Below are 16155 nucleotides of genomic sequence, written 5' to 3' on the forward strand. Positions count from 1 at the left end.
TAGATTTTAGGCCGTAAACCTATTTATTTATTTTGAAATAAACAATTTATTTGCCTAAAACCTTTCATTCTATTTTTAGTTAGTACTGGTTATACCTCATTCTTTTTGCGCGCCTTAAACCACCTTTCTGGGATATTCTGGTTACAGCCATCTAAATAGTCTTGATGCGTGCAAGGTAATAACGTATGCCTTTTCAATTTATTATTCAAACCAGAAATAAATGGTATTTCTATCCACCATCTTTCTGTTTTTTTACTCTTATAAAACGTAAGCACCTCATCATCAACAGGTACTTGATATGTAATAAAACTTCCTTTTTCTACATCTAAATCTTCATTTGTTCTATAATTCACCCCTTCTATAAAATACCACAACATTTGAGCAACCAGCATTGCTGCTGTTTCTTCATGCGCATCGTTTTTATATTCAAAGATTCCAAATGAGCTTACTTTGTCACTAATACCTGCATATCTACAGATAGCGCATATTTCTTTCCCTTCGAAACCATTAGGAATTTTATTATGTCTATAACTTAGCTCACTACTTTTTATAGATCCCATATCTACAGCAACTATATCTGCATCCCTCATCACAGGCTCCACACTCTTAATATGCGCAGTAACGTTTCCTAAGCGATATGCATCAAAATACAATCGATCCATTAAATCAATTTCTTCTTGAGGATTAAAATACGTCTGATACCCTATATTACTATAATTAAATAAATTATAAGGCTTATCAACAATAATCCTACCTACATACGAATGATTTTCTAATGGCTTACTTGTATCTCCTAAATCAAAACGGCTATCTACATTTACAAGATTTACCATTTGATCTAATTTATCATAAGATCTATATATGGGGTATACTAAATCTTGACTTCCTCCTAGAAATACAGGAATAATATTTTTTTTAACTAGTGTTTCTGTAATATTTCGAATTGCAAAATAAGTATCTTCAATACTATCCCCTTTATCAATATCTCCAAGGTCTGCTATAAGCGTATGCCAATTACCAGGGAATAATTCATAAAAAGCCCTTCTTATCTCTGTAAATGACAGTTTTTCACCTAAATGATCTTGATCCCTTCTGTTTTCGCGTAAGCCAATCAAGGCTATTTTAACACCATTTAAATCAGGAAACCCTTCACGGTCACTATGCACTCTAATTGTATTGCCTATACATTGATGGTGTAACAACTGAATATGCGCAATGGCAACATCTGTTACGGGCAATAAAAAATCAAATGTCATAGTTTACTTCTTTTTTGCAGTTGCTTTTTTACGGGTTGTTTTCTTTTTTGGTGCTTGCTTTTCTATAATGTCTTGCACCTCTTCTAACGTTAATTTTGAAGCATCTACTGTTTTAGGTAATTCAATTTTGATCTTACCTTTTATAATGTTAGATCTTCCCCATCGTGCTTTTTCTACTCGTATACCTTCGGCTTCAAAATTATGAATAACCTTATCGATCTCTTTTTGCTTCTTATCTTCTATAAGTTGGATAATATCAGCATCTGTAAGATTATCAAAGTCATATTTTTTATTGACATTGATAAACATACCATTCCATTTTATAAAAGGCCCAAAACGTCCTGTTCCTTTTTGAACTGGTAAATTTTCATAGGTATATATAGGCGCATCTGCCGCTTGTTTTTCTTTGATATAGACAATAGCCTCATCAAGATCTACATCCATAGGATCTCTTCCTTTAGGGAGAGAGACAAACATTTTTCCAAAACGCACATAAGGCCCAAAACGACCATTATTAACTTGCACATCCTCTCCTTCATATACCCCAAGATCTTTTGGTAATTTAAAAAGATCCATTGCTTCTTCAAAAGTAATGCTGTTTAATTGTTGATCAGGGCCTAAACTAGCAAATTGTGGTTTTTCTTCATCTTCTACAGTTCCAATTTGAACCATCGGACCAAACTTACCTAAACGCACACTTACTGGCTTCCCTGTCTTAGGATCAGTTCCTAGTATACGCTCCCCCACTTCTCTATCAGCATTTTTCTCAACATCTTTTACATGCGGGTGGAATTTCTGATAAAATTCTTTCATCATTGTAGTCCACTCTTGCTTTCCTTCTGCAATATCATCAAAATCCCGCTCGACTTTTGCTGTAAAGTTATAATCAAGAATATTTTCAAAATGATTTACTAAAAAGTCATTGACTACCATTCCAACATCAGTAGGGACTAGTTTTCCTTTATCGGAACCTACAGTTTCTGTATGTTTCTTTGCTACGACTTCTCCTCTTGAAAGGGTAAGCACATCATAAGATCTTTCTTTGCCATCTACTGTTCCTTTTTCAACATACTTACGATTTTGAATCGTTGTAATAGTAGGTGCATATGTAGACGGTCTCCCAATACCAAGTTCTTCCAATTTCTTTACAAGTGAAGCTTCTGTGTATCTGTATGGAGGTCTTGTAAATCTTTCTGTAGCAGTAATTACAGTATTTGATAAAATTTCTCCTTCTTTAAGTGCTGGAAGTAATCCTGTTTCTTCTGCATCTGCATCTTCATCATCTTGACCTTCTAAATACACTTTTAAAAATCCTTCAAACTTCAATACCTCTCCATTTGCAGTAAAATTATCTGTACCTGCAGACGATGCTATTTGAACATTTGTACGTTCTAATTTTGCTTCACTCATTTGAGAAGCAATAGCGCGTTTCCATATAAGTTCATATAATCTAGCTTGATCTCTATCCATATTAACCGTATGGCGAGAAAAATCTGTAGGACGAATAGCCTCATGAGCTTCTTGAGCTCCTTTTGACTTTCCTTTATAGTTACGCTCTTTACTAAATGCTTCACCATATGCAGAAATAATTTCTGCTTTTGCAGCATTTTTAGCATCTACAGACAGGTTTACACTATCTGTACGCATATAGGTTATAAGTCCTGCTTCGTATAGACGCTGTGCTAATGTCATGGTCTTACTTACAGAAAAATATAGTTTACGACTCGCTTCCTGTTGTAAGGTAGAAGTTGTAAATGGAGGTGCCGGTGATTTTGACGCAGGTTTTGTAGTAAGTGATGCTACTTTAAATTGGGCTGTAGCATTTTTAGTAAGAAAATCTTCTGCAAGATTTCTACTTTTAATATTTTTCGGAAGTTTTCCTTTAAAGGATTTTCCATTTTCATTTACAAAGGTACCATCAACTCTATACGACGCTTCGGCTGAGAATTTCTGAATTTCTCTTTCCCTTTCTACGATAAGACGCACAGAAACCGACTGCACTCTTCCCGCAGATAAACCTCCTTTAACCTTACGCCATAACACTGGAGAAAGCTCATATCCAACTAAGCGATCTAATACACGACGTGCTTGTTGTGCATTAACAAGATGGTAATCTATTTTTCGAGGATTCTCTATAGCGCGTTTAATGGCTGTTTTTGTAATCTCATGAAAAACAATACGTTTCGTACGCTCTGGGATCAACCCTAATTCTTGCTCTAAGTGCCATGCGATAGCTTCTCCTTCACGATCCTCATCACTAGCTAACCAAACCATCTCTGCTTTCTTTGCAAGATCTTTTAGTTTTTTGACTACTTTCTTCTTATCGTCTGAGACAATATAATTTGCCTTAAAGTCACCTTCTACATTTACACCTAATTCTTTAGATGGTAAATCTGCAATGTGACCAAAACTACTTTCTACTTTATAGTCTTCTCCTAAAAATTTTTCAATAGTTTTTGCCTTTGCGGGTGACTCTACAATGACGAGATTCTTTGCCATATTTTCCTTTTTTGGGATTACAAAAGTAGATTAAATATTTAATTTAAAAATCCAACTCGTATAATTCTCTGCAAAAAGGTTAAAAAAAACATCCTAAAACCAATTGATTTATAAATGTTTACGCTTTCGCGAAAGCGTATAAAAAAGAATTACTTATGCTCCAATTCGAGCAATTGTCTCGTCTTCTTCATAAAATCCAACGACTTCTTTGTAGATAAAATAAACAGGCAAGTGCACAAAAGATGCTGTAAATAAGATTCCAATACCACATAAAATAAGACCCGCCATTTGAGCTAATAAACTTGAAACAATAATCAACGCAAAAGCAATCCCCCATTTTTTTGTTCCTATATTAAAGGAGGCTGTTATTATTTCGTTTAAAGATAATTTAGGATTAAAGGCGAAAATAACTCCCACAAACTGCAATGGAATTGCTACATAAAAAGCGGGAAATACACATAATAATAGTGCAACTAATGAAATTCCTGTAGTAGCCAATGAGATTAAAAAAAGTTTACCTGCATATCCCTTTTTAAAAAACATCCCCCAACTAACACTCCTATCTTGCTTCAATCCCTGATCTCTCAAACGCACTTGTCTATAAAAGGCTGCCTGCAATCCCGTTGTTAAAAATCCCATGAATGCGATAAGAAATACATAAACCAAGAACATTCCAATAAGTAATAATATAGACGCTTCTTCACTTGGTTCTATAGAACCTGTCCCATCAATAATAAATGCTCCTGCCACCAAGGGTATATATAGAATGAGCATCACTCCTATCATCGCTCCAAATGTGATAAGTAGCATAATAAGTCCTTCCGACCATACTTTCTGAAATAAAGTAAGAGCATCGCTAAATACAGTTCCAAAATCTACAGGGGCATTTTTATGTATCCTTTTTTGTATCTCTAAAAATGTCATGTCATTTATTTTGAGTAAAATTAAAAGAATATACTTCATAAAAAAGAGTGTTATTTTACATAACACTCTTTTTCTATTTTATAATAATTTCTATTGCTTACTAATTAATCACAAACTCACTAAGTAATGACAATCCATTTGCTTCATACGTATATTGATAAAGTGTATTTCCTGCAATAGCAAGTAATCGATTTTCAAGTGGTATCACATCAAATACATTAATATCTTCAATCACTTCAATAAGCACTAAATCTTCAGGATTTGTTTTATCATAGATTTGAAATCCGTTTGGACCATCACTTACAAACAATAGGTTTTCTTTAGTCCCTAATCCATAAGGCTCTTGCATTGCATATTCTCGCACAGAATATGGATTACTCTTATCTTCAATATTAATTACTTCCAGAATACTTAAATCTTGACCACATAGATTCCCTCCTCTTAACGTTAAGTATGCATAATCTCCATCTACTACTACAGGATCACATCCTTCCCAATGACTAATCTCAGAAGTATATTGCGGTTGTGTTCTGTCTTCTATATTATAGATCAACATTCCATTTTGACTTCCTATATAAAGGTATTCATCTCTATTAAAAATAGTTTCTATTCCCCATCCAATACCTTTTTGACCTACTTGATTCGCAGTGCCAGGAGTGCTTATATCAAAAACATAGAGTTCTGAAAAATCTACCGCATACAGATACGTATCTACGATCTTAAATCTTGCAAAAGATCCACCTTGTCCCGTTACATCTCCAGAAGCACCATCAGTAGTTTCTAGAGCAATTTCACCATCAGAGGTCTGAATCTCTACTTGAATTTCTGTAAAAGACCAATCTACAATAAAGGATTCTGTAGGGTCATAATCTCCATAATCTATTTGATCAAATGATTGTTCAAAAGCGGGTTGTGAAAAACCAAGTCCGCTAAAAACATCTTCATACCTATCAATAAAAGTAATAGCATCTATATTAGATATATCAAACAACACTAAATCACCATAGCTATCTGCATATAGAACATCATTACGAACTTCAATATCAAAATTACCTGGAATTTTCAGGAATGCTATTTTCTGTGGACTTTCTGGAATACGATTATCAATAACATGTACCCCTAAATTACGATCATTAACAAAGACATAATGTGTGTAGGTATATATTTTTCCTGATTCGTTAATAGGGCGCTCAGACTCAACTGCAATAGATGCTCTAACCACATCTTTACTTTCAAGCACTGCATTTGCCACGATTCTAGTTTCAAATCTAGTATCATCATCATTACAAGAAAAAAACAAGGTAAAAACACTCAGGAATGATAAAAGGAATATCTTTTTCATAATAGTATCGTTATTAGATTAATTAGTATACTACTAAGATGTCGGAAAAGCATAATGGTTGCGTTCCTAAAATGATTGGTAACAATTACTTAACTTAGAACAGTCTTGAAATCGTGATAGCCGCATATTGCAAACGGCCTTCTCTTGCCGTTTCTTTTGTATTGTAATGATATACCATACTGTATGTAGTTCGGCCTTCTCTATATATAATACCAGACTCAAACCTACCAATAGAAGCTATGGCATCTAAAGTAAATGGAGAATCATCTCCAAACGGATGCCCTTCTATAAGCGCATTATTAACAACATATCTATAAGCCACACCTACATACCCATAAAACTCTTTCTCACTACCAATACGATTAAAGGCTGCACTCGTTGCTAAAGAAGATCTTTTCCCAATATATGCATTTACACCTTGCTCTAAATAAGTAAGACGCGTTCCTAAAGAAGCTGTAGACTGTAAGGATATACTTTTAAATAGATAAGGCTTATTTAAATCAATCGTTGAGATATACTTCCCTTGAAAGTTTACATGAACGCTATTAGCAATCTGACCTTCCCAAACAGGGACAAAAGTATTTATAAGCTTATGATATGCCACTTGAACATCGCCTGCTAAAGATTGTGGCCCTGCTAAGCCAAACTCCCCTTGGAGCAGCCAAATGTTTGATTTTTTTACTTTAGATAATTGGGTAGATATAAATAAGTAGCCTGCATACGGTCTTTCTAATAGATCAAAATCTCTTTCAAACAACTCTCTAGGTGTATACGTCTCCTGTCCTAAACGTATATTTAATTGTATAGGTGCATCTTTCTCTCTTTTAAATAAAAAATCACCCTCTAACAAACGACTATACCCTATAAAAGTTCCTGCAGAGTAATAACGATCTATTGCAAAAAGAAAATCATTATCATGTTGCAATGACACCTGTTGTTTATATGATTCTTGAGAAAAACTAACTATACTAAGAAGAAGAAAAGTGTATCGTAAAACCATATTCCTTAGAACAGACCTATAGTTAAAAAATACATTCATACAACAAGAATTGTTTTTCATAGAATTATAAAATCAATAATTCGTTAGTCGAAAAAAATAGAGATTATTTAGATTGTGATGTTTTTAATACTTCTGACTGCTCCTGAAGAAGAGAATCTACATGAACAAATTTATATTCTAGCGCAGCATCTTTTGCTTTTGAAAACAACAAAACTTTATTCCAGTCTTTCTTAAACCAAAATCCATTTCCAAGAAATACAATACCTTGATCATCTATATATTCAAATTCTGAAGTCTTATACCCAAGATCCCCACCTACCCACAACACCTGTATACCTCTGTTTTTAACTTCTAATAATTTAGGGTAAACAGTTGTATAAAAATTGTTGGCATTATGACAATGAAAACAATCGCCTTTATTCGCATTACAGACCTTGCTAATTTTTTCATCCAATACCGGATGATCATTCATAAAAATCAATTTATGCGTCATTAATAATACTGAACGAGTTTGTATAGTATCTAAAACCGAAAACAAAAACTCTTTTTGCTTTCCTACAATAGAGCTTAAACTATCTTGAGAATTTAATGTAATAAAGGTCACATCATCTTTTTGATATACATGATATTTATTTCTGAGTGTTGCCTCATAAAATCTTTTATCTGATACATTATCGTGATTTCCTATACTCCAAATTGTATTTGGGTTTTTAAAATCAAAAATACTATCCAAATGAGGAAGTATCACACGGCGTTTAGAAAACGAGCTCATCGCTAAGTCACCACCTAACAAAGTCATATCATAGTTAGAAAAATCAATATCATATACTTTACTATATAAACTATCATTAGAATTGAGTCTTGTATGCGCTACATATATATATGAGCCAGGTGGATCTATAACAGACTCTTTACAAGAAAAAAATAGCAACACAAAAGCAATTAAGAAAAGCCCTTTATACATAGCTGATTGTTATATTTAAAATAATAGTTCTCAATAATTCCCTAATGTAGTAAAACTAGGTGCAAAAATAAAACTGACACTTTGTCACAATGCGTTCTAAACTGTATCTTTGCACGATCATTGACAATTAATAGTGAGTCAATCAATAGAATGGAGAAAATAATAGACGAAAACAAACAAGGAGAAGCATTAGTTGTAGAAGGAAATGCAAGTAACAGCAAAAAACTTTTTATAGAAAGTTATGGCTGCCAAATGAACTTTTCCGACAGTGAAGTTGTAGCTTCTATACTTGCTAAAGAAGGATATAATACAACACAAGAACTCGAAGAAGCAGATTTAGTTCTTGTAAACACCTGTTCTATACGCGAAAAAGCAGAAATCACTGTTCGTAAGCGTCTAGAAAAATACCAAGCAGTCAAGAGGAAGAAAAACTCAAAAATGAAAGTAGGTGTTTTAGGCTGTATGGCTGAACGTCTAAAAAGCAAGTTTTTAGAAGAAGAAAAAATTGTAGACCTTGTTGTAGGTCCTGATGCCTATAAAGATATTCCTAATCTTCTAAGTGAAGTAGAAGAAGGTCGAGATGCTATAAATGTCATTCTATCTAAAGAAGAGACCTATGGAGATATCTCTCCTGTGAGGCTACAAACCAATGGCGTAACTGCTTTTGTATCTATTACTAGAGGATGTGATAATATGTGTACGTTTTGTGTGGTTCCATTCACAAGAGGACGTGAGCGTAGTCGCGACCCACAATCCATTTTAGAAGAAGTACAAGATTTGGTTTCAAAAGGGTACAAGGAGGTGACACTATTAGGGCAAAATGTTGACTCCTATTTATGGTATGGCGGAGGACTCAAAAAAGATTTTGAGAAAGCAAGTGAGATGGCAAAAGCTACTGCCGTAAATTTTGCACAACTTATGGATATGGTGGCAACAGCACATCCAAAACTACGTATTCGTTTTTCTACTAGCAATCCTCAAGATATGACACTCGATGTTATAGAGGCAATGGCTAAACATAAAAACATCTGTAATTACATACACTTACCCGTACAAAGTGGAAGCGATCGTATTCTTAAACTTATGAATCGTCAACACACGGCTGCTGAGTATAGAACACTTATAGATGATATCAAACGTATGATTCCAGATATAGGAATTAGTCAAGATATGATTACGGGATTCCCAACAGAGACCGAAGAAGATCATCAAGATACACTAGCGCTCATGAACTATGTAAAGTATGATTATGGCTTTATGTTCTATTACTCAGAGCGTCCAGGCACATTAGCCGAGCGTAAGATGGAGGATGATATCCCATTAGAAGTAAAAAAACGTCGCCTTCAAGAAGTTATTGATTTACAGAGAGACATGTCTCGTGATAATTTAAAGAAGTATTTACACCAAACCGTAGAAGTTCTTATTGAAAAACAATCAAAAAAGAATGAAAACGAATGGAGCGGACGTAACGACCAAAACATCGTGGTAGTCTTTCCGAAAGAGAACTATAAAATAGGTGAATATGTAGATGTAAAGATTACAGAATGCACCACAGGAACACTTATAGGAGAGCCTGTAGGATATGCCGCATACTGGCAATAATAAATAATAATATGTACGCTTTCGCGAAAGCAAAAAACGACAAGAAACAACCGATAAAGGTTTACTTAAAAACACGAACAAGTTTTCCTTTTCAATATTTAACCTTTAATAAATTAGATGATTAACTAAAAACCATTCATTATGAAACCTATATTTTACTTGTGTGCTTTTGCTTTATCATTTACTTTTTTTAGTTGTTCAACTGAAAATGACACAATACCCGAAAACGAAATTCCTGAGGAAACTTTACCAGAAGAAAATGTCGTTCTTGTTATTAAACAGGTACAAAGGCAAATTATTGGAATAGATTGCCCCCCGAGAATTATAGATTTCAATACAGATGGACAAATAATGGAAATTAATTCCTGCGGAGAAACCTATAGAACATATATACGAAATTCTGAAAGTAACTTAATTGGATATACATCAACTGTAGGATCTGTAGGATTTGGATATGAAAACGATCTATGGATTTCGTTTGGCACAGCAAATGATACTGGGGGTAGTTTTACAACAATAAACTACAATGATAATATCATGACCTTTCAATCATTACAAAATGATGGAGAACCATTTTCTACAAGAGGTGAGTTTGTTTTTGAGGATGAATCTTTTAAAAAGCCTCTATTATCTCGTGGCGTATCTAATGACACTGGAGAAATAATAGCTGTAAATGCCATATTTGGATATAATAATGATGATATGACTACAATTAGCAATTTTGGATATGACCCAAATCTAGATGAAACATATCCTACTTTCGATTGGACGTTTGCCTATGATGACAAAACAAATCCTTTTCAGGCAGGCTTACCTTCTAATCCTATCTTTTCATTATATGCACCTTTTATAGACTTTAATGGTTACGATTCTTTCTTTTATCACTCAAAACATAATATAACGCAACAAATATTTACAAGTTATATTAACGATTTTACTACGATCCACGATTATGAATATGAATATAACGAAGAAGGATACCCTGTTCTTATGAACGAATCAATAAATGGCGAACTCCGTTACATATACAATTTTGAATATTATTAATAGATGGAAGGAATACAAACTACAAAACAACGATTTGGAATTATAGGAGATGATCCTAAATTAAATCGTGCTATAGAAAAAGCAATTCAAGTAGCACCTACAGATATTTCAGTACTAGTTACAGGAGAGTCTGGTGTGGGAAAAGAAAGTATTCCTAAAATTATTCATTCATTATCTCATAGAAAACATAATAAATATATTGCTGTAAACTGTGGAGCTATACCAGAAGGAACGATAGACAGTGAACTTTTTGGTCACGAAAAAGGGGCTTTTACAGGAGCCACTCAAACCAGAAGTGGATATTTTGAAGTAGCCGATGGTGGTACAATCTTCCTTGACGAAGTAGGCGAACTTCCATTACCCACGCAAGTACGTTTACTACGTGTTTTAGAAAATGGTGAATTCTTAAAAGTAGGATCGTCAAAAACACAAAAAACAGATGTGCGTATCGTTGCAGCTACTAATGTGCACATGTTTGAAGCGATTAAAGAAGGAAAGTTTCGAGAAGATTTATATTACAGATTAAGTACCGTAGAAATAAACTTGCCTCCATTAAGAGAGCGCAAAAACGATATCCATTTATTGTTTAGAAAATTCGCATCAGATTTTGCAATGAAATATAAGATGCCTACCATTCGTCTTGATGAACAAGCTACGCAATTACTTATTCAATACAGATGGTCTGGAAACATCAGACAATTACGTAATGTGGCAGAACAAGTATCTGTATTAGAACAAAATCGTTCTATTACCGCAGACACCATACGCAATTATTTGCCAGATACAGGAAGTAAACTTCCAGCCATCATAGAAAAGAAGGAGTCGTCAGACTTTTCTAATGAACGTGAGATTCTATACAAAGTATTATTTGATATGAAAGCAGATCTTAATGATCTTAAAAAGCTAACATTAGAACTCATGAAGAATGGAAATACAGCAGATGTAAGAGAAGAAAATGAAACGCTTATTAATAAGATATATAATAAGGAAGATAGTTATGACACTGCCGAGGAAGTAATGGAAGTATTACACATTCCTGAGCAAACTACGCAAGTGACTCCTATTGCTACACCCACTCCTATTCAAGAATCAAAAGAAGACCCTTATCACTTTGCTGAAGAAATAGAAGAAGAAGAAACACTCTCTTTACACGATAAAGAATTAGAGCTTATCAAGAAATCATTAGAACGTCATAAAGGTAAACGAAAAGCTGCTGCAGACGAGTTAGGAATAAGCGAGCGTACATTATATAGAAAGATTAAGCAATTTGACTTATAATTTTATAAGATCATTGTATATTGCTTAAGGAATTTTAACAGACACTAGCCGTTATATCGGTATGAAAAAAACAACTACTTTACTTTGTGCTATTTTATGCTTCCTAACCTTTCAAGGATGTGGAATTTATTCATTTAATGGTATTTCTATTGATGAAAATATTAAGACTTTTCAGGTCAATTTTTTCCAAAACCAAGCACCTATTGTTGAACCTGGTATTGACCGTACATTCACTTTTGCATTACAAGATTTAATTCAGGATCAAACAAACTTAAGTTTAGTCTCTAGTAATGGAGAGCTTCTTTTTGAAGGTGAGATTGTAGAATATTACATTGCCCCACAAGCCTCTACATCAGAAAATACTGCTGCTCAAAATAGACTTACTATTACAGTAAATGTGCGTTATTACAACAATACAAAAACAGATGGAGAAGATGATTTTGAAAGACGTTTTTCTTTCTTCTCTGATGTTTCTGCTACGACGCAGTTGATAGGTAGTGATCTTGACACAGCATTAGAAGAAATTTTTGATCGTATTACGCAAGATATTGTTAATGAATCACTAGCTAAGTGGTAATGAACACACAAGCATTTACATATCTCTTAGAACACCCTGAAAATATTTCAAGTGTACATACAAGTGACATTAGAAGTTTAATTGATGACTTTCCATATTTTCAAAGTGCACATGCATTATATATTAAAGGCCTTAAAAACCAAGAAAGTTTCACTTACAATAAAGCACTTAAAGTAACTGCAGCGCATACTACAGATAGATCTGTTTTATTTGAATACATCACTTCTGACGTATTTATTCAAAATGAAATAAGCACTCAAATAAAACAACAAGAAACACACCTTAGAGCATTACAGGTAGAAAACCTACAAGATGTCTCTTTACAAGTGCAAGAAGAAGAGCAAGAAAAAGCTTCAAAGATTCTAGACCCAAATTTATTTGTAGAAAAAAAAGATTCAGAAATCACAAAGCGTTCTCCCAAAGAAATACTCTCCGTTGGAAAACCTTTAGACTTTGACCAAAACGAAGTTCACTCTTTTCAAGAATGGTTACAGCTCTCTAGGTTTTCACCTATTAAAAGAGAAAAACCATCAAGTGAAATCATCAAAAAGGACACCTTACCCAAACCTACAGAAACTCAAAACACAGATACCAATAGCAAGAAGCGCAAGCAAGATATTGTAGACTCTTTTATAGAATCTAATCCTAAAATTGAGTTTTCACCCACTACAGCTCCTCCTAAAAAAAACCTAGCCAAAGAATCTCTTATACCTTCTGAAGCCTTAATGACAGAGACTTTAGCACGTGTTTACGTAGAGCAAAAAAACTTTAAAAAAGCAAAGCAAGCATATCGAATTTTAAGTTTGAAATATCCAGAAAAAAGTGGTTTCTTTGCAGACCAAATTCGGGCAGTAGAGCAATTAGAAGAAAAATAAAGAATCATGAATACAACATTTTATATATTTTTAGTATTAATCGTTATCGTAGCTTTTTTACTTGTAGTAGTAATTATGGTACAAAATCCTAAAGGTGGAGGATTATCTTCTTCTTTTGGAGGAGGAGGAACACAGCAATTAGGCGGTGTTCAGAAAACAACAGATTTCCTTGACAAAGCAACTTGGGGATTAGCGACATTATTATTAGTACTTATCTTGTTAAGTAATATTTCTATTTTTGGAGCAGAAGCAAGCGAGTCTCAAGTATATGACGAAAATGCTACAGAAACAACAGCTCCAGTTACTGTACCAACAACAGACGGTAACACAACAACAGACGACACACCAGAAGAATAATATATAGCATCATAAATGCTCAGAAATGCCAGCTTTTTAAGTTGGCATTTCTGTTTTATACTGTTATGTCATCTGCGCTGTAAATTTGTCAGCATGTTATGACTGGCATAATTTCTGACTAATAAACAACTATAAAATTTAACTTATTTAACCTTAATAAATACGAATCAAAAAATGGCTTTAAACATTAAACCACTTGCTGATCGTGTAGTGATAGAACCACTACCAGCAGAAACGCAAACCGCATCTGGACTTTACATTCCTGATTCGGCACAAGAAAAACAACAAAAAGGAAAAGTTGTTGCTGTAGGCTCTGGTAAGAAAGACTATGATATGACTGTAAAAACAGGAGACACTGTTATTTATGGAAAATATGCAGGTACCGAGCTTAAATTAGACGGTAAAGATTATATGATTATGAAAGAAGAAGACATTCTTGCCATCGTATAATGTAACAACATCCAATCTTTAAAGGTATATACTTTTAAAGATATACGCTTTCGCGAAAGCATATAAATCGCAACTCAAACAAAATTATAATATAACAGATCTCCGTTTATACGGAGATGACAATCTAAAAGATTATCATGGCAAAAGATATAAAATTTGACATTGAAGCACGTGACGGTATTAAACGTGGTGTAGATGCACTTGCTAATGCAGTAAAAGTAACATTAGGCCCTAAAGGACGTAATGTAATTATAAGTAAATCATTTGGTGCCCCTCACGTTACAAAGGATGGGGTTACTGTTGCAAAAGAAATAGAACTAGAAGATGCTCTTGAAAATATGGGAGCACAAATGGTAAAAGAAGTAGCTTCAAAAACCAATGATCTTGCAGGTGATGGTACTACTACCGCTACAGTTCTTGCACAATCTATCGTAAAAGAAGGTCTTAAAAACGTAGCTGCTGGTGCAAATCCAATGGATTTAAAACGCGGTATTGATAAAGCGGTACATGCAATTACAGAAAATCTAGAAAAGCAAACTACAAAAGTAGGGAACTCTTCAAAAAAGATAGAGCAAGTAGCTTCTATCTCTGCAAACAATGATAGTGTTATTGGAGAGCTTATAGCTGAAGCTTTTGGAAAAGTTGGAAAAGAGGGAGTCATCACTGTAGAAGAAGCTAAAGGAACAGAAACTTATGTTGATGTTGTTGAAGGAATGCAGTTTGATCGCGGATATTTATCTCCATATTTTGTAACAAATAGTGAGAAAATGCAAGCTGAATTAGACAGCCCATACATTTTACTTTTTGACAAGAAAATTTCTTCAATGAAAGATTTACTTCCTGTATTGGAGCCTGTAGCTCAAACAGGAAAACCTCTTCTTATTATTGCAGAAGATGTAGATGGTGAAGCACTTGCTACACTAGTTGTAAATAAATTACGTGGAGCTCTTAAAATTGCTGCTGTAAAAGCACCTGGATTTGGAGATCGTCGTAAAGCAATGCTAGAAGATATTGCTATCCTAACTGGAGGAACCGTTATCTCAGAAGAGCGTGGTTTTACATTAGAAAACGCAACTATCGATATGTTAGGAACTGCAGAAACAGTTACGATAGATAAGGATAATACCACAGTAGTAAACGGATCTGGAGACAAAAAAATGATCAAAGCTCGTGTAGGAGAAATCAAATCTCAAATAGAAACTACTACTAGTGATTATGACAAAGAGAAGTTACAAGAACGTCTAGCAAAATTAGCTGGAGGAGTTGCTGTGCTTTATGTAGGAGCTGCTTCAGAAATTGAAATGAAGGAGAAAAAAGACCGTGTAGATGATGCACTTCATGCAACACGAGCTGCTGTAGAAGAAGGTATTGTTGCTGGAGGAGGTGTTGCGCTTGTTCGTGCAAAAACTGCTCTTACAAAAATAAAAACCGAAAATGCAGATGAAGCAACAGGAGTACAAATTGTAAACCGTGCTATAGAAGAGCCATTACGTACTATTGTATCCAATGCAGGAGGTGAAGGATCTGTTGTCATTGCTAAAGTAATTGAAGGTAAAAAAGACTTCGGATACAATGCAAAAAATGGAGAGTATACAGACATGATCAAAGCAGGAATCATCGATCCTAAAAAAGTAACACGTGTTGCCTTAGAAAATGCAGCATCTGTTTCAGGAATGATTCTTACAACAGAATGTGCACTTACAGATATTAAAGAAGAGGCTGCTCCGGCAATGCCACCAATGGGTGGAGGCGGAATGCCAGGCATGATGTAGTCACAGCGTGGCAGGCAATTATTTAGCTATTCCTGAATAGACAACTAATTGCTTTCAGTTATATATAGAATATAAAAAGGTCTTTGTTTCACGACAAAGACCTTTTCTTTTTATATCATAATAATTAATAGCACCGCGTGATTAGCTATTATACGCTTTCGCGAAAGCGTATACAACCCCTTCATTTTACTTATTCAAAAATCCGTACATTA

The 16155-nt window shown here is 34.2% G+C and carries 14 protein-coding genes; 8 read left to right on the forward strand and 6 right to left on the reverse strand.

Annotation, left to right across the window (positions count from 1 at the left end; all coding sequences use genetic code 11):
• Positions 1-89: 89 nt before the first annotated feature.
• From CHB80_RS22435 to CHB80_RS22460, 6 genes are all read right to left on the reverse strand, one after another.
• The gene (locus CHB80_RS22435; RefSeq protein WP_089373765.1) at positions 90-1256 is read right to left on the reverse strand and encodes a formimidoylglutamase; all 1167 of its coding nucleotides are present in this window, start codon (positions 1254-1256) and stop codon (positions 90-92) included.
• 3 nt (positions 1257-1259) lie between these two features.
• Positions 1260-3755 (reverse strand): type I DNA topoisomerase, encoded by a 2496-nt coding sequence (topA, locus tag CHB80_RS22440; protein ID WP_089373766.1) that lies wholly within the window; start codon positions 3753-3755, stop codon positions 1260-1262.
• A 153-nt stretch (positions 3756-3908) separates the two neighbouring features.
• On the reverse strand, positions 3909-4718 hold the full coding sequence (locus CHB80_RS22445; RefSeq protein ID WP_089373767.1) for an ABC transporter ATP-binding protein: 810 nt from the start codon (positions 4716-4718) through the stop codon (positions 3909-3911).
• A gap of 61 nt (positions 4719-4779) precedes the next feature.
• A complete protein-coding gene (locus CHB80_RS22450) occupies positions 4780-6021 on the reverse strand; it encodes an LVIVD repeat-containing protein (protein ID WP_143337225.1) in 1242 nt (413 codons plus the stop codon).
• A 94-nt stretch (positions 6022-6115) separates the two neighbouring features.
• On the reverse strand, positions 6116-7081 hold the full coding sequence (locus CHB80_RS22455) for a lipid A deacylase LpxR family protein (protein WP_089373769.1): 966 nt from the start codon (positions 7079-7081) through the stop codon (positions 6116-6118).
• Between the two features lie 43 nt (positions 7082-7124).
• Positions 7125-7985, reverse strand: a complete 861-nt coding sequence (locus tag CHB80_RS22460) for a hypothetical protein (protein ID WP_089373770.1) — start codon at positions 7983-7985, stop codon at positions 7125-7127.
• A 150-nt stretch (positions 7986-8135) separates the two neighbouring features.
• On the opposite strand from CHB80_RS22460, the gene miaB reads away from it, so the two are divergent.
• The 8 genes from miaB to groL all read left to right on the forward strand — a co-directional run bounded on the left by miaB (position 8136) and on the right by groL (position 15943).
• Positions 8136-9587 (forward strand): tRNA (N6-isopentenyl adenosine(37)-C2)-methylthiotransferase MiaB, encoded by a 1452-nt coding sequence (gene miaB, locus CHB80_RS22465; protein WP_089373771.1) that lies wholly within the window; start codon positions 8136-8138, stop codon positions 9585-9587.
• A 141-nt stretch (positions 9588-9728) separates the two neighbouring features.
• Positions 9729-10634: a hypothetical protein gene (locus tag CHB80_RS22470; RefSeq protein ID WP_089373772.1), complete on the forward strand. Its 906-nt coding sequence runs from the start codon at positions 9729-9731 to the stop codon at positions 10632-10634.
• Positions 10635-10637: 3 nt separating this feature from the next.
• A complete protein-coding gene (locus CHB80_RS22475) occupies positions 10638-11912 on the forward strand; it encodes a sigma-54 interaction domain-containing protein (protein WP_089373773.1) in 1275 nt (424 codons plus the stop codon).
• 61 nt (positions 11913-11973) lie between these two features.
• A complete protein-coding gene (locus CHB80_RS22480) occupies positions 11974-12489 on the forward strand; it encodes an LptE family protein (protein WP_089373774.1) in 516 nt (171 codons plus the stop codon).
• The gene (locus CHB80_RS22485; RefSeq protein WP_089373775.1) at positions 12489-13364 is read left to right on the forward strand and encodes a hypothetical protein; all 876 of its coding nucleotides are present in this window, start codon (positions 12489-12491) and stop codon (positions 13362-13364) included. The genes CHB80_RS22480 and CHB80_RS22485 overlap by 1 nt, the downstream gene beginning before the upstream one ends.
• A gap of 6 nt (positions 13365-13370) precedes the next feature.
• The gene (gene secG, locus CHB80_RS22490; RefSeq protein WP_089373776.1) at positions 13371-13721 is read left to right on the forward strand and encodes a preprotein translocase subunit SecG; all 351 of its coding nucleotides are present in this window, start codon (positions 13371-13373) and stop codon (positions 13719-13721) included.
• Positions 13722-13895: 174 nt separating this feature from the next.
• Positions 13896-14171, forward strand: coding sequence for a co-chaperone GroES (locus tag CHB80_RS22495; RefSeq protein WP_089373777.1), 276 nt, complete (start codon positions 13896-13898; stop codon positions 14169-14171).
• 137 nt (positions 14172-14308) lie between these two features.
• On the forward strand, positions 14309-15943 hold the full coding sequence (gene groL / locus CHB80_RS22500; RefSeq protein WP_089373778.1) for a chaperonin GroEL: 1635 nt from the start codon (positions 14309-14311) through the stop codon (positions 15941-15943).
• The last annotated feature ends 212 nt before the right edge of the window (positions 15944-16155 follow it).

Source organism: Dokdonia pacifica (genome assembly GCF_900188275.1).
Classification (GTDB): Bacteria; Bacteroidota; Bacteroidia; order Flavobacteriales; family Flavobacteriaceae; genus Dokdonia; species Dokdonia pacifica.

Coding starts and splice junctions, on each gene's coding strand:
- CHB80_RS22445 (WP_089373767.1), bottom strand. CDS start 4,718: ATGAAGTATATTCTTTTAATTTTACTCAAAATAAATGACATGACATTT.
- miaB (WP_089373771.1), top strand. CDS start 8,136: ATGGAGAAAATAATAGACGAAAACAAACAAGGAGAAGCATTAGTTGTA.
- CHB80_RS22495 (WP_089373777.1), top strand. CDS start 13,896: ATGGCTTTAAACATTAAACCACTTGCTGATCGTGTAGTGATAGAACCA.
- CHB80_RS22485 (WP_089373775.1), top strand. CDS start 12,489: ATGAACACACAAGCATTTACATATCTCTTAGAACACCCTGAAAATATT.
- groL (WP_089373778.1), top strand. CDS start 14,309: ATGGCAAAAGATATAAAATTTGACATTGAAGCACGTGACGGTATTAAA.
- CHB80_RS22435 (WP_089373765.1), bottom strand. CDS start 1,256: ATGACATTTGATTTTTTATTGCCCGTAACAGATGTTGCCATTGCGCAT.
- CHB80_RS22455 (WP_089373769.1), bottom strand. CDS start 7,081: ATGAAAAACAATTCTTGTTGTATGAATGTATTTTTTAACTATAGGTCT.
- CHB80_RS22480 (WP_089373774.1), top strand. CDS start 11,974: ATGAAAAAAACAACTACTTTACTTTGTGCTATTTTATGCTTCCTAACC.
- CHB80_RS22450 (WP_143337225.1), bottom strand. CDS start 6,021: ATGAAAAAGATATTCCTTTTATCATTCCTGAGTGTTTTTACCTTGTTT.
- CHB80_RS22460 (WP_089373770.1), bottom strand. CDS start 7,985: ATGTATAAAGGGCTTTTCTTAATTGCTTTTGTGTTGCTATTTTTTTCT.
- CHB80_RS22475 (WP_089373773.1), top strand. CDS start 10,638: ATGGAAGGAATACAAACTACAAAACAACGATTTGGAATTATAGGAGAT.
- secG (WP_089373776.1), top strand. CDS start 13,371: ATGAATACAACATTTTATATATTTTTAGTATTAATCGTTATCGTAGCT.
- CHB80_RS22470 (WP_089373772.1), top strand. CDS start 9,729: ATGAAACCTATATTTTACTTGTGTGCTTTTGCTTTATCATTTACTTTT.
- topA (WP_089373766.1), bottom strand. CDS start 3,755: ATGGCAAAGAATCTCGTCATTGTAGAGTCACCCGCAAAGGCAAAAACT.